Annotated in this window: 23 protein-coding genes; 12 read left to right on the top strand and 11 right to left on the bottom strand. The window is 71.3% G+C overall.

Features of this window, described 5'->3' with window-relative positions; translation table 11 throughout:
• Positions 1-149: 149 nt before the first annotated feature.
• The gene (locus ACFVTX_RS12165) at positions 150-1,598 is read right to left on the bottom strand and encodes a PLP-dependent aminotransferase family protein (protein WP_386900368.1); all 1,449 of its coding nucleotides are present in this window, start codon (positions 1,596-1,598) and stop codon (positions 150-152) included.
• Between the two features lie 62 nt (positions 1,599-1,660).
• Here ACFVTX_RS12165 and ACFVTX_RS12160 point away from each other — a divergent pair, with 62 nt between their 5' ends.
• The gene (locus tag ACFVTX_RS12160) at positions 1,661-2,308 is read left to right on the top strand and encodes a YitT family protein (RefSeq protein ID WP_386900366.1); all 648 of its coding nucleotides are present in this window, start codon (positions 1,661-1,663) and stop codon (positions 2,306-2,308) included.
• Between the two features lie 147 nt (positions 2,309-2,455).
• Here the strand turns inward: ACFVTX_RS12160 and ACFVTX_RS12155 are convergent, their stop codons facing one another.
• Positions 2,456-3,214, bottom strand: a complete 759-nt coding sequence (locus ACFVTX_RS12155; RefSeq protein ID WP_386900364.1) for a MerR family transcriptional regulator — start codon at positions 3,212-3,214, stop codon at positions 2,456-2,458.
• 205 nt (positions 3,215-3,419) lie between these two features.
• Between ACFVTX_RS12155 and ACFVTX_RS12150 the strand changes: the two genes are divergently transcribed.
• From ACFVTX_RS12150 to crcB, 5 genes are all read left to right on the top strand, one after another.
• A complete protein-coding gene (locus ACFVTX_RS12150) occupies positions 3,420-4,319 on the top strand; it encodes a DUF4097 domain-containing protein (protein ID WP_386900362.1) in 900 nt (299 codons plus the stop codon).
• Complete coding sequence (locus ACFVTX_RS12145) at positions 4,316-4,999, top strand: PadR family transcriptional regulator (protein ID WP_386900360.1); 684 nt, start codon at positions 4,316-4,318, stop codon at positions 4,997-4,999. Before ACFVTX_RS12150 ends, ACFVTX_RS12145 begins: the two co-directional genes overlap by 4 nt.
• A gap of 283 nt (positions 5,000-5,282) precedes the next feature.
• Positions 5,283-5,798: a GNAT family N-acetyltransferase gene (locus ACFVTX_RS12140; RefSeq protein WP_386900358.1), complete on the top strand. Its 516-nt coding sequence runs from the start codon at positions 5,283-5,285 to the stop codon at positions 5,796-5,798.
• A gap of 71 nt (positions 5,799-5,869) precedes the next feature.
• Positions 5,870-6,304: a fluoride efflux transporter FluC gene (locus tag ACFVTX_RS12135; RefSeq protein ID WP_386900356.1), complete on the top strand. Its 435-nt coding sequence runs from the start codon at positions 5,870-5,872 to the stop codon at positions 6,302-6,304.
• On the top strand, positions 6,301-6,681 hold the full coding sequence (gene crcB, locus ACFVTX_RS12130; protein ID WP_386900354.1) for a fluoride efflux transporter CrcB: 381 nt from the start codon (positions 6,301-6,303) through the stop codon (positions 6,679-6,681). Before ACFVTX_RS12135 ends, crcB begins: the two co-directional genes overlap by 4 nt.
• A gap of 160 nt (positions 6,682-6,841) precedes the next feature.
• Here the strand turns inward: crcB and ACFVTX_RS12125 are convergent, their stop codons facing one another.
• The 4 genes from ACFVTX_RS12125 to ACFVTX_RS12110 form a co-directional block, all read right to left on the bottom strand.
• Positions 6,842-8,101, bottom strand: a complete 1,260-nt coding sequence (locus ACFVTX_RS12125; protein ID WP_386900352.1) for a Dyp-type peroxidase — start codon at positions 8,099-8,101, stop codon at positions 6,842-6,844.
• Positions 8,101-8,640 carry a copper chaperone PCu(A)C gene (locus ACFVTX_RS12120; RefSeq protein WP_386900350.1) on the bottom strand — a complete coding sequence of 180 codons (540 nt, stop codon included), beginning with the start codon at positions 8,638-8,640 and terminating at the stop codon, positions 8,101-8,103. Before ACFVTX_RS12120 ends, ACFVTX_RS12125 begins: the two co-directional genes overlap by 1 nt.
• Positions 8,641-8,659: 19 nt before the next feature.
• Complete coding sequence (locus tag ACFVTX_RS12115; protein WP_386900348.1) at positions 8,660-9,340, bottom strand: copper resistance protein CopC; 681 nt, start codon at positions 9,338-9,340, stop codon at positions 8,660-8,662.
• 105 nt (positions 9,341-9,445) lie between these two features.
• Positions 9,446-10,084 carry a hypothetical protein gene (locus tag ACFVTX_RS12110; protein WP_386900346.1) on the bottom strand — a complete coding sequence of 213 codons (639 nt, stop codon included), beginning with the start codon at positions 10,082-10,084 and terminating at the stop codon, positions 9,446-9,448.
• Between the two features lie 193 nt (positions 10,085-10,277).
• Between ACFVTX_RS12110 and ACFVTX_RS12105 the strand changes: the two genes are divergently transcribed.
• On the top strand, positions 10,278-12,359 hold the full coding sequence (locus ACFVTX_RS12105) for an APC family permease (RefSeq protein ID WP_386900420.1): 2,082 nt from the start codon (positions 10,278-10,280) through the stop codon (positions 12,357-12,359).
• A gap of 36 nt (positions 12,360-12,395) precedes the next feature.
• Complete coding sequence (locus ACFVTX_RS12100; protein ID WP_386900344.1) at positions 12,396-12,800, top strand: DUF1801 domain-containing protein; 405 nt, start codon at positions 12,396-12,398, stop codon at positions 12,798-12,800.
• Positions 12,801-13,034: 234 nt separating this feature from the next.
• Here the strand turns inward: ACFVTX_RS12100 and ACFVTX_RS12095 are convergent, their stop codons facing one another.
• Positions 13,035-14,210, bottom strand: coding sequence for an NAD(P)-binding domain-containing protein (locus ACFVTX_RS12095; RefSeq protein WP_386900342.1), 1,176 nt, complete (start codon positions 14,208-14,210; stop codon positions 13,035-13,037).
• A gap of 183 nt (positions 14,211-14,393) precedes the next feature.
• On the opposite strand from ACFVTX_RS12095, the gene ACFVTX_RS12090 reads away from it, so the two are divergent.
• Positions 14,394-14,609, top strand: coding sequence for a DUF3073 domain-containing protein (locus ACFVTX_RS12090; protein WP_386900340.1), 216 nt, complete (start codon positions 14,394-14,396; stop codon positions 14,607-14,609).
• A gap of 42 nt (positions 14,610-14,651) precedes the next feature.
• On the opposite strand, the gene ACFVTX_RS12085 is transcribed toward ACFVTX_RS12090, so the two are convergent.
• Together ACFVTX_RS12085 and purM are read right to left on the bottom strand one after the other, a co-directional pair.
• A complete protein-coding gene (locus tag ACFVTX_RS12085; RefSeq protein WP_386900338.1) occupies positions 14,652-15,473 on the bottom strand; it encodes an LLM class flavin-dependent oxidoreductase in 822 nt (273 codons plus the stop codon).
• Positions 15,474-15,478: 5 nt separating this feature from the next.
• The gene (gene purM, locus ACFVTX_RS12080; RefSeq protein ID WP_386900336.1) at positions 15,479-16,591 is read right to left on the bottom strand and encodes a phosphoribosylformylglycinamidine cyclo-ligase; all 1,113 of its coding nucleotides are present in this window, start codon (positions 16,589-16,591) and stop codon (positions 15,479-15,481) included.
• A gap of 83 nt (positions 16,592-16,674) precedes the next feature.
• Between purM and ACFVTX_RS12075 the strand changes: the two genes are divergently transcribed.
• The 3 genes from ACFVTX_RS12075 to purF all read left to right on the top strand — a co-directional run bounded on the left by ACFVTX_RS12075 (position 16,675) and on the right by purF (position 19,391).
• Complete coding sequence (locus tag ACFVTX_RS12075; protein WP_386900334.1) at positions 16,675-17,286, top strand: zinc-binding alcohol dehydrogenase; 612 nt, start codon at positions 16,675-16,677, stop codon at positions 17,284-17,286.
• A gap of 74 nt (positions 17,287-17,360) precedes the next feature.
• Positions 17,361-17,795 carry a PaaI family thioesterase gene (locus ACFVTX_RS12070; protein ID WP_386900333.1) on the top strand — a complete coding sequence of 145 codons (435 nt, stop codon included), beginning with the start codon at positions 17,361-17,363 and terminating at the stop codon, positions 17,793-17,795.
• A gap of 138 nt (positions 17,796-17,933) precedes the next feature.
• Positions 17,934-19,391 carry an amidophosphoribosyltransferase gene (gene purF / locus ACFVTX_RS12065; protein WP_386900331.1) on the top strand — a complete coding sequence of 486 codons (1,458 nt, stop codon included), beginning with the start codon at positions 17,934-17,936 and terminating at the stop codon, positions 19,389-19,391.
• A 325-nt stretch (positions 19,392-19,716) separates the two neighbouring features.
• Here purF and ACFVTX_RS12060 read toward each other — a convergent pair whose 3' ends face one another.
• On the bottom strand, positions 19,717-20,106 hold the full coding sequence (locus ACFVTX_RS12060; protein WP_386900329.1) for a hypothetical protein: 390 nt from the start codon (positions 20,104-20,106) through the stop codon (positions 19,717-19,719).
• Positions 20,107-20,201: 95 nt separating this feature from the next.
• The coding region (locus ACFVTX_RS12055) for an HtaA domain-containing protein (protein WP_386900327.1) at positions 20,202-22,313 on the bottom strand (2,112 nt) is incomplete at its 5' end.

Below are 22,313 nucleotides of genomic sequence, written 5' to 3'. Positions count from 1 at the left end.
TTGGGGGGCTGGTTTTTTTTAAAATCCCCCCCCGGGGGGGGCGGGGGGGGCCCCCCCACCCCCCCGGCGGGGGGGGGGGGGGGCGGCCCACCGGGGCCCCCCCCCGCCCCGCACTCGCGCGCCATCGAGGCGGCGCCCGAAGCCCTGGGCTACACGACCGCCGGCAGCAGGCCGGCGTCGACCACCGGCATCCCGGCCATCGACTCCCACGCGACCCGCAGCGCCTGCACGGCCGCCTCGGTCTCGGGGATCGTCTGGCAGATCGGCAGGCGCAGGAAGCGTTCGAACGCACCGTCGATGCCGAATCGCGGCCCGGCCGCGATGAGCAGCCCCTGCGAACGGGCGGCGAGCGCGAGCTGCGAGCTCACGGGGGCGCCGATGCCGATCCAGGTCGCGATGCCGCCGTCGATGCGCGGCACGTGCCAGTCGGGGAACGCGTCGGCGATGAGCGCTTCGAGCCGGTCGCGGCCGGCGCGCAGTTCGGTGCGGCGCAGCTCGAGGATCTCGTCCATCCGGGGCATGAGCCGGGTGACGAGGATCTGTTCGAGGATGGGCGTGCCGAGGTCGCCGGGCGCGCGGACGGCGACGAGCTTGCGGATGAGGGCGGGCTCGGCTCGGATCCACCCGATGCGCACGCCGCCCCAGACGGTCTTGCCCACCGACCCGATGAGCACTGCGGTGCCCGGCGGGCCGTAGGCCGCGAGCGGCAGCGGCGAGAACGGGCGGTCGATGTCGAGCTCGGCGGTGGTCTCGTCGGCGAGGATCACCGTGCCCTGCCGCGCGGCGGCGTCGAGCACCCGCTCACGGGCCGACTCGTCGAGGCTGCGCCCGGTCGGGTTCTGGAAGTCGGGCATGAGGTACGCGACCGAGGGGTTCGCCCGGGCGAAGGCCTGTTCGAGCGCATCGACCTCGGCCACGGCGCCCGGGTCGGCATCGTGGGGGCTGACGGGGACGGGCACGAGTCGGGCACCCGCGATGCGCAGTGCCTCGTAGGCGTGCGGGTAGGTCGGCGCCTCGATGACCGCCCGGTCGCCGCGCCCGACGAGCACCCGGGAGAGCAGGGCGATGGCGTGCTGCGCCCCGATCGTGACCATGATCTGCTCGGGCGAGGTCGGCAGCCCGCGCTTCGCGTAGCGGTCGGCGATGGCCTGCCGGAGGGCGGGCGTGCCGATGGGGTCGAAGCCCGAGTCGCCGAGGTGTGCGGGCAGTTCGTCGGCGGCTTCGCGGGCGATCTCGGCGAGCCACGGCAGGGCGGGCGGCGCGGCCTTCGAGAGATCGAGGTGGAGGGCCGCGGGCGGTACTGGCATGGCCGCAGGCGCACCGGGCAGACGGGCGACGCTGCCCGAGCCGCGGACGCTGCGGAGCAGGCCCTGTTCGCGGAGGTGACGGTAGGCCGCGGTGACCGTGGTGCGGCTGAGCCCGAGCCGTTCGGCGAGCTCGCGTTCGGCGGGCAGGCGCGTCTCGACGCTCACCCGCCCGTCGAGGATGAGCAGGCGGACGCGTTCGGCGAGCGCGAGGTAGGCGGCGGCGCGCGCGGCGCCGCGCCAGTCACCGAGGAGGGTCTCGAGCGCACGGGCGCTGAGCGTGGCATCCGACATGCGAGCCACTTTAGATGAATTGGCTACTTGTCAACAGTCCAATCTTGAAATTGGATGTATCCATGCTTCGCCGTATCCCCCAGTTGCTCATCGGGCTCGTGCTCTACGGCATCGCCGACGCGATGCTCATCCGTGCAGCCCTCGGCGTCGATCCGTGGACGGTCTTCGCGCAGGGCCTCTCGAACCTCACGGGCATCGGCATCGGCTGGCTCACGAACCTCATCGGCCTCGCGGTCCTCCTCCTCTGGATCCCGCTGCGGCAGAAGCCCGGTCTCGGCACGGTGCTCAACATCCTGCTCATCGGGCCGAGCATCGAACTCGGGCTCTGGTTCATCCAGACGCCGCCCGAACTGTGGCAGCAGATCCTGCTCTTCACGGGCGGCCTCCTCCTCCTCGCCGTCGCGAGCGGGCTCTACATCGGCAGCCGTTTCGGGCCCGGCCCGCGCGACGGCCTCATGACCGGCATCCACGCGCGCACCGGCTGGCCGATCTGGGTCGGCCGCACGATCGTCGAGGTCTCCGTGCTCGCGATCGGCTGGTTGCTCGGCGGCGACGTCGGCCTCGGCACCGTCGCGTTCGCGATCCTCATCGGCCCGCTCTGCGGGTTCACGCTGCCGTTCTTCCGCGTGCCCGAGAAGGCGAAGCGGATGCCGCAGGGCGAGGCCGCGCCTGAACCCGAGCCCGCGCCCACCCCCGCGTCGGTCGAGTAGCGAAGCGTATCGAGACCTCGTCACCAGGTCTCGATACGCGTGCTTCGCGCGCTCCTCGACCACCGGGACACCTCCGGCGGTCAAGGAGCGAGCGTATCGAGACCTCGCTGGTCTCGATACGCTCGCTCCGCGCGCTCTTCGACCGTCCTACAGCTCGCGCTCGGCGTACGCCCGCAGCGCGTCGCGCACGAACTCGGCGCCCTGCTGACCGCCGTAGTTCGCGCCGAAGCGCGGGTCGGCGACGTACATCTCGCCGAGCCCGATCACGTAGCCCTTGACGTCGCCGCCGGGCACCGCCGCCGGGGTGCCGGGCATCCCCGTCAGCCACTCGACGTGGCGCTTCGCGAGCGCCTGGCCCTCGGGGCCCTCGGGCGCGTCGCCCGACCCGGCCGCCGCGATCCAGTCGCGGTTCAGCTCGGCGAGCCGGGCCTTCCACTCGCGCTGCCCGGCTTCGCCGAGACCGCGCCACCAGCGGTCGCCGTCGGCGTAGGCCTTGGCGCCCCAACGCTCTTCGACCTCCTCCCGGTACTCGGTGTGGTCGAAGCCGTCGAACATCTCCTCTGCCATGAGTCGTTCACCTCCTTCCAGTTTCTCGATGGTCTTCTCGACCGACGCGATCTGCCGCGCCAGCCGTTGCCGCTCCTGTCGGAGCCATCCGAGATGGGCCGCGAGGGCGTGCGCCTCGTCGGCGTCGCCGTCGAGGACCTCGCCGATCGCGGGTAGCCCGAGCCCGAGCTCGCGCAGCAGCAGGATGCGCTGCAGTCGCACGAGCGCGCGCTCGTCGTAGTGGCGGTACCCGTTCGACGCGATGCGGCTCGGTGCGAGCAGCCCGAGATCGTCGTAGTGACGGAGCGTGCGGCTCGTCGTGCCGGCGAGCTTCGCGATCTCCTGGATCGACCAGTCCATGTGCGGCCTCCTCTCGTGTGTTCACCACGTTAGAACTTGACGTTGCGTCAAGGTCAAGCGCGTGGCATCCGATTGCCGCTTGCATCTCGCTCAAACGCGATATATCGTGAGATTCATCGCAATCGCGATATATCGCGATTTGAACCGAGATTTCAGAGGGGCGGATGCCACGGGCACCCCCTCGCACACGAAGGAGCAGCACGACATGACCATCGAGAAGTGGGTCATCACCCCCGGCCAGTCACGCGTCATCGACCTCGAGCTGGTGCGCAAGCTCAAGGTGAGCCTCATCGGCGGCAAGGTCGACGTCATCGCGCACGACGAACCCGGCGCCCGCGTCGAGATCACGGGCGTCACCGGCAAGGACCTCCTCGTGCAGATCGACGGCGACACCCTCGAGATCGACCACCCGCAACTGCGGTGGGACAACTTCATCGACGCATTCAAGGGGTGGGCCGGCAACGCGAAGGCGCAGGTCTCGATCCTCGCGCCGCGCCACGTCGCCCTGAAGCTCGGCGTCGTCTCGGGCGACGCCCTCGTCTCGGGCTTCGCGACCGACGCGAAGCTCAGCACCGTCTCGGGCGAGCTCGTGCTCGACAACCACGAGGGCGACGTCGAGCTCTCGAGCGTCTCCGGCGAGATCTCGGCCGGCAACCACACCGGCCGCATCACCGGCCACAGCGTCTCGGGCGACATCGTCGCGACCGGCGACGTTCGCTCGTTCAACGTCGACACCGTCTCGGGCAACATGATGCTCGACGCCTTCGGCACCCCCGACCGCATCGACACCAACACGGTCGCCGGCGACCTCACCGTGCGCTTCGACGGCGGCACGGGCGCCCGCTACCGCGTCAACACCGTCGGCGGCACCGTGCTCATCGACGACACCACCATCAAGGGCGTGCTCGGCAAGGGCTTCGAACGCGTCACGGGCGAACTCGCGGGCCGCTGGCTCGACCTCGGCGCGAACAGCGTCTCGGGTTCGATCTCGGTGATCCGGCGCGAACCCGTCGCGACGCCGGCGGATGCCTCCGGCGCAGCCGCCGACGCCTCGGCGAACGGCTCCGAGTCGTCGAGCGAGACCGGGGGCGAGGCATCCGCATGACCCCGCCCGTCTTCGCCCACGGCAGCCTGCGCCTGTACCTGCTCGCCCTCCTCGAGGAGCAGCCGCGGCACGGCTACGAGCTGATCCAGGCGCTGTCAGACCGCTTCGGCGGCACCTACTCGCCGAGCGCCGGCACCATCTACCCGCGACTCTCGAAGCTCGAGGAGGAGGGGCTCGTCACGAAGACGAGCGACGGCCGCAAGACCGTCTACGAGATCACCGACGCGGGGCGCGCAGAGCTCGACGCCCGCCGGCACGAGCTCGACGCCATCGAGGACGAGGTGACCGACTCGGTGCGCCGGCTCGCCGAGGGCGTGCGCGCCGAGGTCAACGACGCGATGCGTTCGCTGCGGGCCGAGCTCGCGAGCGCCGCCCGTGAAGCGAAGCGCGCGGCGAAGTCGTCGCCGGCGTCCTCGCCGTCTGCGTCATCGTCCGGTTCGTCCGGTTCGTCCGGTTCGTCCGGTTCGTCGTCTTCGTCTCCCTTCTCGACCGACGCCCGGGTCGAGTCGACGCGCGCCGTGCACGAGGCCGACCTCGTGCTCAACGAGTTCCGCCAGCAGTTGCGCACCGAGCTGCGCTCGCACGCCAGCCATGGACTCGTCTCGCCCGAGACGGTGACGCTGCTGAAGGCCCGCCTCGCGCAGGTGCAGGCCGACGTGCTCGCGACGCTGACGCGCTGACGTCGCACGGGCTCGCCCGCGCGCGCTCACGCGCATCCGGAATCGAGTGGGCAGATATGAACCCACACGGGCTCCCGAAGAGCAATATCTGCCCACTCGATCTCGATGCCCCGGCCGAGCTGAGGAGATCTGCCGACTCGAGGTCCCAAAGGCCGCACCCGCTCCTCAGATCTGCAGATCTCCTCGAAACTGCTGGGCCCACGCACCCCGCGCCCCGCACCAGCACCCGCACCCCGCACCCGCACCGCAAGCGCGCGTCGGTGGTCGGTGCTTCGATGGGGGTATGAGCGAAGCGCACGTCGAGCTGCACCCGTGGTCGCCCGGCGACCTCGAGCTCCTGCGTCGCGCGAACACGCCCGAGCTCATGAACTGGGTCGGCGGCGTCGAGAACGACGAACAGGTGCGGGCCCGGCACGAGCGCTACCTGCGCCTCGCCCGCGAGGGCCGGGGGCTGCAGTTCCGCATCACGATCCCCGGGCACCCCGAGGGCGTCGGCATGGTCGGCTACTGGCGGCACGAGTGGCGCGGGGCGCCCGCGCTCGAGACTGGCTGGTCGGTCGAGGCCGCCTACCGGGGGCGCGGCATCGCGCCGGCAGCCGTGCGGCTCATGCTGGCCGAGGCCCGCGCCGCGGGCGAGACACTCGCGGTGCACGCCTACCCCTCGGTCGACAACGCGGCGTCGAACGCCGTCTGCCGCAAAGCGGGGTTCACCCTGCTCGGCGAAGAGGACTTCGAGGTCGGCGGCGGGGTGCTGCGCACGAACGACTGGGTCGCCGAGCTCGCTCTGCACGCGCCGTGACGCACGCGCCGTGACGGAGCCCGCCGTGACCGAGCGCGCACCGTGACGCGCACCGGGCGTACCCTCGAGTGGTGCGCTCCTCCCCCGCCCTGACGCTCGTCGCCGTCGCGGTGGGCGGCGTGCTCGGCACGGGGCTCCGGCTCGGCTTCGATCTCGCGTTCCCGCACGGCGAGGCCGAGTTCCCCGTCGAGACGCTGATCGTGAACCTCGTCGGCACGTTCGCGCTCGGCTGGCTCGTCGGGGGTCTCTGGACGAGGCCGACGACACCCACGTGGCTCAAGGCCGGGCTCGGTTCGGGGCTCATCGGCTCGTTCACCACGCTCTCCGCGGTGATGGCCTCGCTCATCGTGCTCACCCGGGAGGGCGAGGTCTGGCTCGGCGCCCTCTACCTGCTCGTGTCGGTGGCGGGCGGGCTGCTGCTCGCGGCCCTCGGCCTGAATCTCGGTTCGCGCCTCGCCCATCGCCCGATGCCGCACGAGGTCAGCGATGCGGGGTCCACCCTGTGAGCGGCTCGCTGAGTCCGCTCGTGGTCGCGGCGGTGCTGGGTGCGGGCGCCGTCGGTGCCGTGCTGCGCTACCTGCTGTCCAAGGCCTTCCCGGTGCGACCGGGGCACCTGCCCGGCGGGATCCTCATCGTGAACGTCGTCGGTTCGGGCGTCGCCGGAGCGCTCATCGGCTTGGCTGAACGCGCGGCGCTCGATGGCGACCTGCGACTCGTGCTCGTCACCGGGTTCTGCGGCGGCCTCACGACGTTCAGCACCTGGAGCGTCGAGACGATCGAACTCGCGACCGGCGGCTGCTGGCGTGCCGCGGTGCTGAACGTCGTCGTGACCCTGGCACTCGGGCTCGCCGCGGCGGCCGCCGCGTACCTCGCGTTCCGCTGACCCGACCGCTGCTGCCGCTGCTTGTGCAGGAGATTGGGCGCTATCCCTTGCTGACAGCACGCTTCAGCGCAATTCTCCTGCACAAGCAGCAGGCGCAGCCTGTACGGCTGAGGCGGGCGGATGCCACGGCGCAGGCCGTGGCATCCGCCCATGCGCTGCGTCAGACGAGCATGTCGCCGATGTACCCGCCCTCGGCGCAACCGGGCGGGATCGCGAAGACCGCCGAACCGATGGGCGTCGTCCACTCGTTGAGCAGGTCGAGCTCGTCGAGACGGCGCTGGATGGGCACGAACTGCCGGTCGACGTCGGCCTGGTACGAGGCGAACAGCAGCCCCGCGTCCGAGACCGAGCCGTCGGCGGGCGACTCGTCGTAGTTGTACCCGCGACGGAAGATGCGCTCGCCCTGCACCTCGCTGCGCGAGCGGCGCAGGTGCGAGAAATCGGCGATCAACGGGAACCCGACGGGGGTGAGCGCCTCGAAGTCGGGCTCGTCGTGCTCGCGCTCGCCCGTGAGCGGTGCGCCGCTCGCGAGCTTGCGTCCGACGGCGGCCTCGCGGCCCGGCCGGTCGACGCGGTCCCAGCCGTCGAGGTCCATCGCGATGCGCCGCAGCACGAGGGACGTGCCGCCGCCGAGCCACGCCGGCTCTCCCGTCGCCCAGACGAGCTCGTCGAAGTCGGCGGTGCCGGGCTTCGGGTTGACGGTGCCGTCGAGCTGCCCGAACAGGTTGCGCATCGTCTGGCCGGATGCCTCGGCCCCCGCCGCACGACGGAAGCCCTGCTGCGTCCAGCGCACGCTCGCGAACGAGCGGGCGTCCTTCAGCAGCATGCGTGCGGCGTGCGCGACGGTGACGGGGTCGTCGGCGCAGAGGTGGAGCAGCAGGTCGCCGCCCGACCACTCGGGCCGCAGCCGGTCGATGCCGAAGGCCGGCAACGGCCGCAACCACTCGGGGGCGGTGCCGCCGGCGCGCTCGACCAGGCCCGGCCCGAACCCGAAGGTGACGGTGAGCCGGGCCGGCATGTGGGCGAGTTCGGGTTCGGTGTCGGCGAGCGGCGCACGCCCCTGCGTGATGCGCGCCGCGTCGTCGCTCAGCACTCGCAGCATGCGGCGGAGGGCTGCGGCGTCGACCTCGGGCAGGAGATCGAGGGCGAGGAAGCGGGTGCACGCCTGCGGCGGGGTCTCGATGCCGGCCTGGCGGGCGCCGTGGAACGGCACGGTCGCCTCGCCGACGGCGGTCTCGAGGGCGAGTCGCGCGGCGCGCTCGGCCTCCCCGGCGACGGCTGCGTCGGGCGCACCGCCGACCGCGAGCGCACCGCCGACCGCCTGCGCGCCGAGTACGGTCGCCGCGCCGGCCCCGGCCGCGGCGGCACCTCCGAACAGGAGCTGCCGCCGCGAGAACCCTCTGCCGGGTTCACGGGACATCAGTGAGCCTCTGCCCCGTCGTACTCCTCGTTCGCGCCCGAGTAGTCCTTCACCGGCGCGGTGACCTCGAGGGTCGAGCCGTCCTCGAACTCGAGGGTGACGGTGACCTCGTCGCCAGCGAGCAGGGGGCCGGTGAGCCCCATGATCATGACGTGGTTCGCACCCGGCTCGAGCACGAAGGTCTCGCCGGCGGCGAGGGCGAAACCGCCCTCCTTCTGGCGCATCATCATCGCGCCGTCCTTTTCGACGGTCTCGTGGAGCTCGGCCATCTCGGCCGCCTCGGTCGACGCGGCGACGAGCGTCGTGTCGCCGCCCTCGTTCACGAGGTGTCCGAAGAGGGCGGTCATGCCGTCATCGGCGGCCTTGACCCAGGCCTCTTCGAGGGTGATGGATGCCGCGGCCTCGGGCGCGGGCGTCGCGGCGGCCGTCTCGGCCGAGTCTGCGCCGGCGGCGCCGGCCGTACCGGCGCAGCCCGAGAGCAGGAGGAGCGTCGCGAGGGCGGCGCCGAGGGCAGGGGTGATCGCGGTGTGTCGCTGCATGATGATCGTCCTCCGCGGCTCAGACGGCCGGGCCGTTGCCGGCGTCGGTGCCGTTGCCGGCGCCGGGGCCCGCGCCGGGGCCCGCGCTCTTGCGGCGCGCGTTCACGATGACGGCGACGATGAGCGCGATGACGCCCAGCCCGCCGACCACGAAGCCGGCGACGGCCCAGCCGTCGGGGCCGCTCGCGGAGGTCTGCTCGGCGTCGGCGTGCTCGTCGCCGTGCTCTTCGGCGTCGTCGCTCGCGGGGGCGTCGTGCGGCGCCTCCTCCGTCCACGTGCCGGTCGCGTCGGCGCCGACCCCGAAGTCGATGGTGCCCTCGATGGGGTGGCCGTCGCTCGAGACCGCGCGCCAGCGCACCTGGTAGTCGCCCGAGAGGTCGGCGGGCAGGGTCGCGGTGACCTTGGCACCGGCGATCACGGGGTCGCCCACCTCGATCTCCTCACCGTGGTGGTCGACCACGACGACGGCGGTGCCGACCTCGATGATGTCGTTCGAGAAGTCGAGCGAGATCTCGGCGGGCGAGGCGTCGAACACCTGGCCGGGCTCGGGGCTCGAGCCGATCAGCTCGTCGTGCGCCTGCGCTGCGGTGCCGCCGGTGAGGGCGAGCGCCGCGGCGAAGGTCAGTGCCGTGGCCGCGAGGATCGCGGTGCGGAGGCGGGTGGGGCGGGCCGCGATGGCGGCGGTGGTGCTGCGGGTCATTGGGGAGTCTCTCTCCTCGTGCTCCGGACGGCGCGGGGTGCGCGGCGACCGAGGTGGGTGCGTGGCATCCGGAGTCTTCGTGATGTTCCGCCGAACGGCGGAGGGTCAGACGAAGGCGAGGGGCGACGGGGGCCCGCGGTAGCGGAGGGCTGCGAAACGGAGGCGCGACCGCAGGCGCGGGGGCGCGAACGCGTCGAGACGGGCGAGGCCCGGCCCGGCCGCGACGACCGCGGGCTCGGCGGCGCGCCCACTGAGCACGAGCACGACACGACGGGTGGCCCCGGCGAGCGCGGCCCAGGCGACCCGCTCGACGGCGAGGAGGTAGACGATCGTCAGCACCGCGGCGAGCGCGTGCCCGGCGAACATCGCGGCGTCGCCGAACTCGGCGAAGGCGTGCCCGGCGTGCGCCGACTGCGCGGCGGCGCCTGCAGCGGCGTCGACGAACGCCACGGTCTGGTGGTGGCCCGCGCCGCTGACGACGAAGGATCCGGTGCCGGGCCCCGCGCCGATGCCGAAGAGCAGGTGGAACGCGCCCTGGCTCACGAGGACGGCGAGCGCGGTGCGCACGGGCGAGGTGCGGCGCCCGATGAGGGCGGTCGAGGCGCCGAGCGCCACGATGCCGGCGAGTGCGAGCCCGACGCCGCCCGGTGCTTCTCCGCCGGCGATGCCGTGCGAGAACGCCGCGAGGAAGAGCGCGATCGAGGCCGTGGCGGTGCCGCGCGCGAGCTGCGTCGCACGGTTCACTTCGGCTCCTGGGAGGTCGGCGGTCAGGCGGTGCGAGAGCGGGGCTCTCGGTTGCATTCAGGTCTCGATGAGGCCCGAACTGCTCAACTGTAGCAAGCCCGTCTTGACATGCGCCGATGCAGGAGTAGTGTCATCCGCCGTGACGAACGACGCCGGCGACCCGCCTGCAGAACTGAAGTCGCCGAAGCACTGGATCATCGGCGACCCCCTGCCCACCGAGAAGCTCGAGGGGCAGCTGCTTCCGAAGCACCTGGCACTGCCGATCTTCGCGAGCGACCCGCTCTCCTCCGTGGCGTACGCCCCGCAGGAGCTCCTCATGATCCTCATGGTCGGCGGCCTCGCCTTCCTGAGCTTCGCCCCGTGGGTCGCCCTCGCGGTCGTCGTGTTGCTCGTGACCGTGGTGGCGAGCTACCGGCAGCTCATCCGCGCGTACCCCTCGGGCGGCGGCGACTACGAGGTCGCGCACCGCAACCTCGGCGAGAAGGCCGGCCTCGTCGTCGCCTCCGCGCTCCTCGTCGACTACGTCATGACCGTCGTCGTGTCGGTCGCCTCGGGCGTCGACAACATCATCTCGGCGATCCCCGAGCTGAATCCGTTCCGCGTCGAGCTCGCCGTGCTGTTCGTGATCATCCTCGCGGCGATCAACCTCCGCGGGGTGAGCGAGTCGTCGAAGGCGTTCGCCGTCCCGACGTACCTGTTCATCGGCAGCGTCTTCGTGATGGTCGTCGTCGGACTCGGCCGCTCCCTCCTCGGCGACCCCCCGGTCGCCGAGTCGGCCGGGTTCGCCGTGCAGGCGGAGGAGATGACGCAGGCGGCGATGATCCTGCTCCTCCTGCGTTCCTTCGCGAGCGGATGCTCCGCGCTCACCGGCGTCGAGGCGATCTCGAACGGCGTCCCCGCGTTCCGGGTGCCGAAGGTGCGCAACGCGCAGCGGACGCTCGTGCTCATGGGCGGCATCGCCATCGTGCTGTTCGCGGGGCTCACCGCGCTCGCGATCATCTCGCAGGTGCACTACGCCGAGGACCCGTGCCACCTCATCGGCTGGGCCGAGTGCGCCACCGAGCCGCAGCGGAGCCTCATCGCGCAGGTCGCGGCGGCGACGTTCGGCGACTCGACGGTGTTCTTCTACGTCATCCAGGCGGCCACCGCGCTCGTGCTGCTGCTCGCGGCGAACACCGCGTTCAACGGGTTCCCGCTGCTCGGCTCGGTGCTCGCCCGCGACGGCTACGCGCCGAAGTCGCTCTCGACGCGCGGCGACCGCCTCATCTACTCGAACGGCGTGCTCATCCTCGCGCTCGCCGCCTGCGTCATCCTCGTCATCTTCCAGGCGAACCTGACCGTGCTCATCCAGCTGTACATCATCGGCGTGTTCGTCTCCTTCACGCTCGGCCAGACCGGCATGGTGCGGCACTGGCTCCGGGCGCTGCGCACCCCCGACCGTTCTGCGCACCCGTCGCGGAGCGGCGGACTGCCCACGGCGAAGCAGGCGACCGCGAAGGCTGCTGGCGAGGCATCCGGCGACAAGCCGCTCACCCGCGGCGCGATCATGCGCGCCCTCGCCATCAACGCCATCGGCGCGGCGATGACCGCGGTCGTGCTCATCGTGGTCACGGTCACGAAGTTCACGCACGGCGCGTGGATCGTGTTCGTGCTCATGCCGATCCTCTTCTTCCTCATGATGGGCGTGCACCGCTACTACCGCGACGTCGAGAAGGAGATCGAGGTCGACCCGACCACGACGTTCGGTTCGACCGGCGACCACGCGATCGTGCTCGTGGGCCGCATGCAGAAGCCGACGCTGAAGGCCCTCGACTACGCGATCGCCGCACGCCACGACTCGCTCGAGGCCGTGCACGTCTCGATCGACGAGGCGCAGACGAAGCAGCTCAAGAAGGAGTGGGTGAAGATGAACATCCACGTGAAGCTGCGCATCCTGTCGTCGCCGTACCGCGACCTCAGCCACCCGCTCATCCAGTACATCAAGCAGCACCGCGAAGAGCACGGATCCGAAGTGATCACGGTCTACATGCCGCAGTACATCGTCGGCCACTGGTGGGAGAACATCCTGCACAACCACAAGGCCCGTCGCATTCGGCAGAAGGTCATGCTCGTGCACGGCGTCACGGTCGCGCTCGTGCCGTGGCTGCTCGACTCCTCCGACCTGCTCTACGGGCGCCGTTCGCGGCCGCTGCCCGGACAGGATCGCCGCGGCGAGCCGCGCCGGCCCGCGCCGCGCCGCCCGCTCGCCGAGAGCGGGTCGAAGCGGCCGCGATAGGGGTGCACTGTCAGCGCACGGCGGTAGGCTCCCGACATGGCGACCGAACGAACGGATGTCCCGGTCGAGGTCTTCCTCGACGGAGTGACGCACCGCGTGCGTCGGCGCGACGCGCAGACGATGCTCGCCCTGATGCAGCGCGTCACCGGTGAGACGCCGTACATGTGGGGGCCGTCGATCGTCGGCTTCGGCGAGTACCACTACAAGTACGAGAGCGGCCGCGAGGGCGTGACCCCCGCTGCGGCGTTCTCCCCGCGCAAGCCCGCGATGACGGTGTACCTGCTGCCCGGCATCACCCAGCACCCCGAACTGCTCGAGCGGCTCGGGCCGCACACGACGAGCGTCGGGTGCCTCTACCTGAAGAACCTCGACGACGTCGACCTCGACGTGCTCGAGGCGCTCGTGCGCGAGTCGTACGACGCGGTGCAGCCGCCGAAGTAATCGCTGGTTGAGGAGCGCCCGACCCCGCTGGTTGAGGAGCGCGCGACGGAGGAGCACGCGTCTCGAAACCCCGTGAGCCGCTTTCGAGACCCGATCACCAGGTTTCGAGACGCGTCGCCGCTGCGCGTCGGCGCTCCTCAACCGGCGGGCGCGTCGCCGCTGCGCGTCGGCGCTCCTCAACCAGCGGGAGTGTCGCCGCGGCGCGTCGGCGCCCCTCAACCGGCGGGCGATGCCCTAGATCATCGCCATGATCTGGCGGGCGATCATGCGGCCGGCGCGGCTCGCCCCGATCGTCGACGCCTGCGGACCGTAGCCCGCGAGGAACACGCGCGGGTCGCTCCACGCCGCGCCCTGCCCGACGGTCACGCCGCCGGCCTTCTCGCGAAGCTTGAGCGGCGCCAGATGGCGCAGTTCGGGGCGGAACCCCGTCGCCCAGATGATGGCGTCGGCGCGGGCGGTGCCCTGCTGCTCGCCGTCCCACACGACGCGATCGTCTTCGATGCGGTCGAACATGGGTCGCGCGACGAGCAGGCCCCGTTCGATGCCCGCGGCGATGCGGCGGCTCTTCGGCACGCCGGTGCCGCTCACGATCGACGGCAGCGCGCGTCCGGAGCGGGCCGCCTCGTCCTGCGCCGCGACCGCGGCCGAAGCGCCCTCGAGGTCGAGCTCCTGGCCGTCGCGCCAGTCGATGGGGCGGCGCGAGACCCAGGTGAGGCCCGCGGCGACGTTCTCGAGCTCGAGCATGAAGCCGATCGCGCTCGTGCCGCCGCCGACGACGACGACGTGCTGGTCGCGGAAGTCTTCGGCGGAGGAGAAGTCGGAGGTGTGCAGGTGCCGGCCGGCGAACTCGCCCATGCCCGGGTAGTACGGCACGAACGGCGAGCCCCACGTGCCGGTGGCGTTCACGAGGAACTGCGCCGAGAGCTCGTGCAGCGGCGGCGACTTCGTCTGCGGCGCCTCGAAGGTCTTGCGACGCCGGCCGAAGAGCCCGCGCGACTTCAGCTCTTCGACGGGCTGGGGGCTGAGGTCTTCGTACCGAACAAGCAGGTCGACGCCCTCGTTGCTGACCGACCGCACGTCGACGGGGCGGCGCACCTTCAGGTCGAAGTGCTCCTCGAATCGCCCGTAGTAGTCGGCGACGACCTCTCGCGCGGGGAGGGCTCGGTCGGCGGTGTCGAAGCTGAGTCCGAGATCGGCCATGCCGGGCAGGTCGTTGACGCGGTGCGCCGTACCGAGTCGCAGCGACGACCAGCGGTGCTGCCACGCGCCGCCGGGGCCGGGAGCCCGGTCGAGCATGACGAAGTCCTCGCCGGCGACGAGTTCGAATCGTCGCAGGTAGTACGCGACCGAGAGACCCGCCTGACCGGCCCCGATCACGACGACCTTGACGCGTTCGGGGCTCGTGTTCACACCCCAATCTCAGCATGTCTGGCTGAGTGCTCGCAGCATGTCGACGCACGGGGGCGGCGACGGCTGTGGAGACCGCCGTTCACTCCGATCGGCGGTGCTAAACTGGCCTCTGGACGAATTTCTTTCAGGTGAGCGCCGGGTGACGACCATCCCACCCGGCCAGATGTCGTAAGGGGGTCACGCATGGGGCGCGGCCGTCAGAAAGCCAAGCACACCAAGGTCGCTCGGGAGCTGAAGTACTTCAGCCCGAACACCGACTACAACGCGCTTGAGCGCGAGCTCACGAGCTCGCAGCATGACGATTACAGCGAGGCAGCGGCGAAGTGGGCGGAGTACGCCGACGACGATGACGACGAGGCCTACGCCGCAGGTGACGAGCAGCGCGAACAGCGCGCGTAGTCACCCGCCGTCACGGCATCCGACGCACCCCATCGACCCTCGTCACACGTCGTTGCGGCGTGCGTCGGCGATGCCGGCGTCAGCGATGCCTCCGTCGAGCCACTCGGCCGCCGTCTCGGCGAACCGTTCGAGCTCGGCGAGTGCGTTCGTCGGCGTGATCGCTCGCAGCACCACCTCGTCGGCGATGCCGTCGGCGAGGTAGTCGGCGAGCCTCGCCGCGGTCTGGATCGTCGCGTCGAGCGCACCGGTGCCGAGCCGGGCGAAGTTCGCCGCGTACGCGGGCACCTGCTCGTAGCGATGCGCCTCGACCTCGAGCACCGGGCGCGCCGCCTCATCGGTGACGGTGCGCACGTAGGTGACCACGCGACCGTCGGCGGCGGCACGACCGGCTGCAGTCGCCGAGGCACGCTGTTCGGCGGTCGCCGCTCGCGCGGCTTCGGGGGTCAGCCAGTTGAGCAGTACACCGTCGGCGAGTTCGGCGGCGAGCTCGCGCATCTTCGGCCCCAGTGCGCCGAGTGCGATGGATGCCTCGCTCCGACCCCGCAGCTCGGCGACGCCTGCACGCATGAGCCCGAGCGGCTTCGCCGCACGACCCGAACCGATGCCGAACGTCGTGCGCTCGGCGGGGATGCCGGCGAGGTCGAGCGTGGCGACGGGCCGCCGGTCGATCGGGATCACGCCCGTCGCCAGCCGCAACCGCTCGGTGCCGTCCGCCGCGACGCGAAGTCGTTCGAGCGAATCGCCGCCCGGCACGTCGTTCACCCAGAGGGTCTCGAAGCCGAGCCGCTCGAGGCGCGGTGCGAGTGCCGCGACGGCCGAGGCATCCGTCGTGCCGATGATGCCGAAGGAGACCCGGGGGCGCATGGCGATCAGCCCGCGTACGAGCCGATCAGGCGCACCGCGCCGCCGTCGACGCCCTTCGCGCCCTGCTCCCAGCCGTCGGCCGCTGCCGTCGCCGCGTCGCCGAAGGCGACCGTGCCGGCCTGCCACGCCGGCAGCCCGAGCGTGCCGAGCTCCGCGATGATCGCGGGTGCGGCGCTCGCCTCGACGACGGCGAAGAAGCCGATGCCGAGGTTCCAGGTGCCCTCGGTCGACTCGAGCATGGTGCCGGCGAGCTCGTTGAGCACGCGGAACACGGGGGCGGGCGACCAAGTGGCGCGGTCGAGCTCGACGCGGGAGCCGATCGGCAGCACCCGGGCGAGGTTCGCCGCGATGCCGCCGCCCGTGACGTGCGAGAGCGAGTGCACGGCGGTGCCGTTCGCGCCGGCGAGCAGCTGCACGAGCGGGCCCGTGTAGAGGCGCGTCGGTTCGAGCAGGGCCTCGCCCCACGTGGTGCCGAGTTCGGCCGAGGCGTCCGTGTAGCCGATGCCCTTGCCGTTCAGGATGTGACGCACGAGCGAGAATCCGTTCGAGTGCAGACCGCTCGACTCGATCGCGATGACGACGTCGCCGTCGACGACGCGCTCGGCACCGAGCAGGCGGTCGCCCTCGACGACGCCGACCGCGGCGCCGGCGACGTCGTAGTCATCGGCGCCCATGAGGCCCGGGTGCTCGGCCGTCTCGCCGCCGACGAGCGCGGTGCCGGTGTCGGCGCAGGCGCGCGCGATGCCGGTGACGATCGAGGCGATGCGCTCGGGCACGACCTTGCCGCAGGCGATGTAGTCGGTCATGAACAGGGGCTTCGCGCCCACGACGATGATGTCGTCGACGACCATGCCCACCAGGTCCTGGCCGATGGTGTCGTGCTTGTCGAGCGCCTGCGCGATCGCGATCTTCGTGCCGACGCCGTCGGTCGAGGTCGCGAGCAGCGGCCGCTCGTAGTCCTTGACGAACGAGAGGTCGAAGAGGCCGGCGAAGCCGCCGACTCCGCCGAGCACGTTGGGCCCGTGCGTGGCGGCGACCGCCTCCTTCATGAGTTCGACGGCGAGATCCCCCGCTCGGGTGTCGACTCCGGCAGCGGCATATGACGAGTTCGCGCTCACCCGTCAAGGGTACCTGTGCCCGGGGCCCGGCGTGTCGTCCCGCATGCGGGGCCGCCGACGGACCGCGAGCGTAGAATCCGAGCATGGCACCGGGGGCCGCACCATCGTGGGTGATCCGTGAGAACGCGAGTCGCCCGGTACTGCTCGCCCTGTATCTGCGCGAAGTGCTCGCGATCGCCTCGCCGGTCGAGTTGCCGAGGCTCCGCGATGTCGGCGCGGTGGGCGCCAGGCTCCCGATCGACGAGCACGACCTGCTCGAACGGCAGTGGCGCGAATGGTGGGCGATGACGGTCGAGCCCGAGGCGCATCCCTCGCCGGTGCCGCTCGAACTCGTCGCCGAGTTCGACACCGAGATCGCGCTGCCCAACGCGGGCGCCGAGGTGCTCGCGAAGGCGGTCGTGCCGCACGCCGAAGCCGCACGCGCCTGGGCCGAATGGGCGCACGACAACTACCGCAGCGCGTCGGCCGCACGGCTCGGCAACTCGTACCGGGCGTACGCGGGCACGATCGCCGAGCACGAGCGAGAGGTCGGTCGCCGCGCGCACTCCTTCGAGCTCAACGTCGAGGTGCTGCCGCTCGCGGGCGCAGGGGTCTGGTGGATCGGTGCGATGACCGTCGCGGTCACCGACACGCTCAGGTCGGATGCCTCGGCGTTCGACGACGCCATCCACCCGATCATCGCGGAGCTGGCGTAGGCAGGGTCTCGAGACGCGTCGCCGCTTCGCGTCGGCGCTCCTCGACCGACGAACCGGCATGCGAGACTCTGGGGATGAGCATCTGGTTCGGCGAGCCCCAGGTCGAGTGGGCGAACTCCCGCAGCGAGGGCACGGCCCTGCGCGCACTCGGCATCGAGATGACCGAGATCACCGAGACGTCGCTGAAGGGCCGCATGCCGGTCGACGGGCGCACGCGCCAGCCCGGCGGAGTGCTGCACGGCGGAGCATCCGTCGCCCTCGCCGAAACCCTGGCGAGCTGGGGCGCGACCTTCACCGTCGACCCTGCGAAGTACTACTGCGTCGGCATGGAGATCAATGCGAACCATGTTCGCCCGATCGCCGACGGCTGGGTGATCGGCGAGGCGACGCCGCTCACCCGCGGGCGCACGACGCAGGTGTGGGAGATCAAGATCACGCAGGAGGACGGCAAGCTCGTCTGCGTGTCGCGCTGCACCATGGCGGTGCTGCCGAAGCCCTCCGAGTACTGAGCCCGAGCCGCGATCGCAGCGGTCCGTGCTCAGCTGAGCACCAGCCCGCATTCAGCCGGCTCACCCGCGCGCATGTGGGAGAATCGACGAGGCCGGATCCGGTCGCTCACCACACCCCCACGAGGAGCCATCGCTCGCATGTGCGGCATCGTCGGCATCGTTTCCACCGAACCCGTCAACCAGCAGATCTATGACAGCCTGCTCCTCCTGCAGCACCGCGGGCAGGACTCGACGGGCATCGCCACCGCTGACGGCCCCGTCTTCCACATGGCGAAGGCGCGCGGGCAGGTGCGCGAAGCGTTCCGCACGCGCGACATGCGCTCGCTCATCGGCAACATGGGCCTCGGCCACGTGCGCTACACGACGAAGGGTGCGGCCGAGCGCGAGGAGGAGGCGCAGCCGTTCTACGTGAACGCTCCGTACGGCATCATCCTCGTGCACAACGGCAACCTCACGAACACCCGCGAACTCTCGGGCGACCTGTTCTCGATCGACCGCCGCCACGTGAACTCGACGAGCGACACCGAGATGCTGCTGAACGTGCTCGCGACCGAGCTGCAGGGGCAGATCAAGGGGCTCGAGCTCGACCCCGACCAGATCTTCGAAGCGGTCGCGCAGGTGCACCAGCGCGTCGAGGGCTCGTACGCGGTCATCTCGATGATCGCCGGCTACGGCCTCCTCGCATTCCGCGACCCGTTCGGCATCCGCCCGCTCATCCTCGGCAAGCGCGTGACCGCCGCCGGCAAGGACGAGTGGATCGTCGCCTCCGAGTCGCTCGCGCTCGAGAACGGCGACTACGAGATCGTGCGCGACGTCGAGCCCGGCGAGGCGATCTTCATCACCCTCGACGGCGAGATGATCTCGCGGCAGTGCGCGACGAACCCCGTGCTCATCCCCTGCTCGTTCGAGTACGTGTACCTCGCCCGCCCCGACTCGGTCATGAACGGCATCTCGGTCTACGAGTCGCGCCTGCGCATGGGCGACCGGCTCGCCGGCACGGTCGCGACGCACATGCCGCTCGGCGACATCGACGTCGTCATGCCGATCCCCGACTCCTCGCGCCCGTCGGCGATGCAGGTGGCGCAGAAGCTCGGCATCGAGTACCGCGAGGGCTTCTACAAGAACCGCTACGTCGGTCGCACGTTCATCATGCCCGGCCAGGCCGAGCGCAAGCGTTCGGTGCGGCAGAAGCTCAACGCGATGGGCACCGAGTTCCGCGGCAAGAACATCCTCATCGTCGACGACTCGATCGTGCGCGGCACGACGTCGCAGCAGATCGTGCAGATGGCACGCGACGCGGGCGCCAACAAGGTCACCTTCGCCTCGGCGGCTCCCCCGGTGCGCTACCCCCACGTCTACGGCATCAACATGCCGAGCCGTCAGGAGCTCATCGCCCACGCCCGCAAGATCCCCGAGATCGCGGCCGAGCTCGGCGCCGACCACATGATCTACCAGGAGGTCGCCGACCTGCAGGCCGCGATCACCGAGGGCACCTCGATCGAGCAGCTCGACCTCTCGTGCTTCACGGGCGAGTACGTCACCGGCACCGTCACCGACGAGTACCTCGGCTGGGTGGAGCGCACGCAGCTCAGCTGAGCTCCGCGACTGCAGCCCGTGAGCGCGACGCACTTCGCGGGCCGCTGTCGACGGTCTCTGCTCGCAGGTTGGCCCCAGAGCCCGCCCGTGGACGTCGCCTTCCGCGCACTACGTCACTGATACGCGACCGGTATCACCGATACCGGAGTCGTATCAGTGACGTAACGGTGTGCGCGGTCGACCTTCGCCGCGATACCAGGGGCATATCAGTGACGTACTGCCGGCAGCACACGGCACCTGCAGGCGATACCAATCGCAGATCACTGACGTAGTGCCCGCGATGGGTGCTTCGCAGGCCGACCTACGCTGCTGCGGATGCACCTACCTATTCGGCGATGCGGTGCGTCGACTCGTGCTCGGCGGTGAAGGACTTCGCGCGACCGGCGAGCACCCGGTCGACGATGAGCGCGACGACCGCGCCGAGCGCGACGCCGAGCGCGACGCCGCCGAGCAGCAGGAACCCGAACACCTGGCCCTGGCTGTAGGTGAAGTCGCTCTGCAGACGCTCGGCGATCTGCGCGTCGGTCGGGGCGAAGGCGAACGAGAGCACGAAGGCGACGATCGCGCCGACCACCGCACCCGCGATCATGAAGGCGCCGTAGCGCGGCGAGCGCTTCACACGGACCTCGTCGCGCGTCGCAGCCGTCTCGAAGACCGGCGCCTCCTCGGGGGTGGTCGCGTCGGGCGTCTCGGGCTGCTCGGGGGTGTCGCTCACTCCTCCATTGTCCCGCATCCGGCTGTGCGCCCGCCCCGCACGACAATGGGGCGGCCGACGTTGCACGCCGACCGCCCCACCGGGCTCGCTCGAGCTCAGGCCGCCGAGCGGCGCGAACGCAGGAGCAGCATCACAACGAGCGCGACGAGCACCGCCACAATCAGCCCGAGGCCGGCCCAGAGCAGCCAGGACCATCCGGAGCCGGCCGCGGCCGTGGCATCCACCGTCTTGGTCTCGGTCTCGACCTGCGCGGTGTCGGCCGCGGCGACCGCGACGACCCCGCAGTCGGCCGCGAGCGGAATCGTGAAGTCCACCGGGTCGAGCTCCTCGCCCGCGGCGTAGGTGCCGAACGCGGCGGCACCGTCGGCGGTGAGCGTCGCGGGCACGTCGGCGCCCGTGAGTGCGCCGTCGGTCGCGGCGAACCCGGAGGCGAGGTCGAGTTCGGCGAACCGCACCCGCTTCGCCTCGACCGGCGTCCCGTCCTGCGTCGTGCCGCTGACGTCGAGCGTCAGGTATGCGACCCCGGTGCCGTCGAACTCGAGTCCCGGGTTCGCGATGGTCGTGTCGAGCACGCCCTCGTGTCCGGTGAAGCGGATGCTTCCGCCGAAGGCGACGGTGCCGCGCTCGGCCTGCTCGTCGAACGCCCCGGTGCCGCTCGTGAAGCCGAACACGCCGTCGGTCTCGCTCGCGCCCTGCACCTGCCACTCGCCGTTCGCGATGCCGCTCGAGAGGTACGAGCGGAACGACTCCTTCACGCCCCAGTCGAGGGTCGCGTCGGCGACGGTGCACTGGCCGCTCGGTGCGGCCAACGTGAAGCGCACGCCCTTCGCGACCGAACCCTGGAAGGTGAGCGTGTGGTCGCCCGCCTCGAGGCCGGCCGGCAGGGTGCCCGTCCAGGTCGCGACGCCGCCGGCGTCGGCCTGCAGTTCGCGCTCGAGCACGACCGGGTCGGAGTAGACGACGACGTGGATGTCGGACTCGTTCGGCTCGAATCCGCCGACCGAGACGGTGACCCGCTCGCCGGCCACGAGGGCGGCGAGCGTCGCCTGGTCGAGCTCGATCCCCGTGGTCGCGGGCGGGGTCGCCGGGATCGCCCGGGTCGACTTCGCCGCGGCGACGGTGGCGACCACGCCCGTGTCGCCGGCGGGGGCGGCGGCCGGCGCGCCGAGCACCGCGGTCAGCGGTGCGAGCGCCTGCCCCGCCACGTAGAAGCCGTTGAAGGCGGCGACACCCGTCTGCAGGAGCGTGACCGGCGCACCGGTGAAGCGCACCGCACCGTTCGAGGCGCTGCGCGCGGCCGCACCGAGGTCGACGCTCGCGAGGTCGACGCGGTCGCCGTTGACGACGACGCTGAGGATGCCGGCCGTCGGCGACATGACGCGGAGCGTCGGGTCCGCGAAGCTCACCGCGAGCTGTCCGCCGTGGCCGGTGAAGCGGATCGTGCCGCCGTACTCGGCGGTGCCGCGGTTCGCAGTCTCGGTGAAGCTGCCGCCGGTCTGCCCGAACTGGAAGACGTCGACCGACTTCGTCGCGCCGCCGGAGACCGAGATGCTGCCGTTCGCGGTGGGGCCGAGGATGTAGTCGACGAAGGCGGCGTTCACGCCCCAGCTGAGCGATCCGCCGGGAACGGTGGGCTTCGCCGGCGTCGTCGGCTCGGTCGGCGGGTTCGTCGGGGGCGTGATCGGCGGCGTCGTGCCCGCCTTCACGGCGATCGGGGCGAAGGCGTCCAGCGAGCGATCGGTGACCGAGAGGCCGTGCGCGGCCGAGGTCGCGACGACGTACTGCTTCGACGGGTCGAAGCTCCCCTTCGGGATCGTGATCGTCGTGGTGAATGCACCGTCGACGATCTGCGCCGGTCGCACCCAGGCCTGCGCGAGCCAGCCCTCGGCGACGAGCGGGCCGTCGCCCGACCAGATCGCGGCGTCGCCGAGCAGCACGTACGCGCCGAGCGCCGCGCCCGCGCCGGTGAACCCGGTTCCGGCGACCATCAAGGTGTTGTCCTGCGACGCGTCGACGTCCTTCGACGGGGTGACCGTGAGGCTCGGGCCGGTCGGCTCGGGCTTCGCGAAGGTGACGGTGACCTTCGCGTCCTGCGAACGGTCCTGCATCGCGGTGTGATCCGCGATCGTGTACACCGCGGTCGACGCACCCTTCGACGTCACCCGGAACTCCGTCGTGAACGAACCATCCGCCTCGAGCTTCACCAT

This window comes from Agromyces sp. NPDC058136 (assembly GCF_042884375.1).
Classification (GTDB): Bacteria; Actinomycetota; Actinomycetes; order Actinomycetales; family Microbacteriaceae; genus Agromyces.
The sequence above is the reverse complement of the archived record's forward strand: the minus strand, read 5'-3'. Positions and strand labels throughout refer to the sequence as shown.

Bases quoted from the DNA above. Each gene is read 5' to 3' on its own strand.
- ACFVTX_RS12165 (WP_386900368.1), bottom strand. From the start codon at position 1,598: ATGTCGGATGCCACGCTCAGCGCCCGTGCGCTCGAGACCCTCCTCGGT.
- ACFVTX_RS12160 (WP_386900366.1), top strand. From the start codon at position 1,661: ATGCTTCGCCGTATCCCCCAGTTGCTCATCGGGCTCGTGCTCTACGGC.
- ACFVTX_RS12155 (WP_386900364.1), bottom strand. From the start codon at position 3,214: ATGGACTGGTCGATCCAGGAGATCGCGAAGCTCGCCGGCACGACGAGC.
- ACFVTX_RS12150 (WP_386900362.1), top strand. From the start codon at position 3,420: ATGACCATCGAGAAGTGGGTCATCACCCCCGGCCAGTCACGCGTCATC.
- ACFVTX_RS12145 (WP_386900360.1), top strand. From the start codon at position 4,316: ATGACCCCGCCCGTCTTCGCCCACGGCAGCCTGCGCCTGTACCTGCTC.
- ACFVTX_RS12140 (WP_386900358.1), top strand. From the start codon at position 5,283: ATGAGCGAAGCGCACGTCGAGCTGCACCCGTGGTCGCCCGGCGACCTC.
- ACFVTX_RS12125 (WP_386900352.1), bottom strand. From the start codon at position 8,101: ATGTCCCGTGAACCCGGCAGAGGGTTCTCGCGGCGGCAGCTCCTGTTC.
- ACFVTX_RS12120 (WP_386900350.1), bottom strand. From the start codon at position 8,640: ATGCAGCGACACACCGCGATCACCCCTGCCCTCGGCGCCGCCCTCGCG.
- ACFVTX_RS12115 (WP_386900348.1), bottom strand. From the start codon at position 9,340: ATGACCCGCAGCACCACCGCCGCCATCGCGGCCCGCCCCACCCGCCTC.
- ACFVTX_RS12100 (WP_386900344.1), top strand. From the start codon at position 12,396: ATGGCGACCGAACGAACGGATGTCCCGGTCGAGGTCTTCCTCGACGGA.
- ACFVTX_RS12090 (WP_386900340.1), top strand. From the start codon at position 14,394: ATGGGGCGCGGCCGTCAGAAAGCCAAGCACACCAAGGTCGCTCGGGAG.
- ACFVTX_RS12085 (WP_386900338.1), bottom strand. From the start codon at position 15,473: ATGCGCCCCCGGGTCTCCTTCGGCATCATCGGCACGACGGATGCCTCG.
- ACFVTX_RS12075 (WP_386900334.1), top strand. From the start codon at position 16,675: ATGGCACCGGGGGCCGCACCATCGTGGGTGATCCGTGAGAACGCGAGT.
- ACFVTX_RS12070 (WP_386900333.1), top strand. From the start codon at position 17,361: ATGAGCATCTGGTTCGGCGAGCCCCAGGTCGAGTGGGCGAACTCCCGC.
- purF (WP_386900331.1), top strand. From the start codon at position 17,934: ATGTGCGGCATCGTCGGCATCGTTTCCACCGAACCCGTCAACCAGCAG.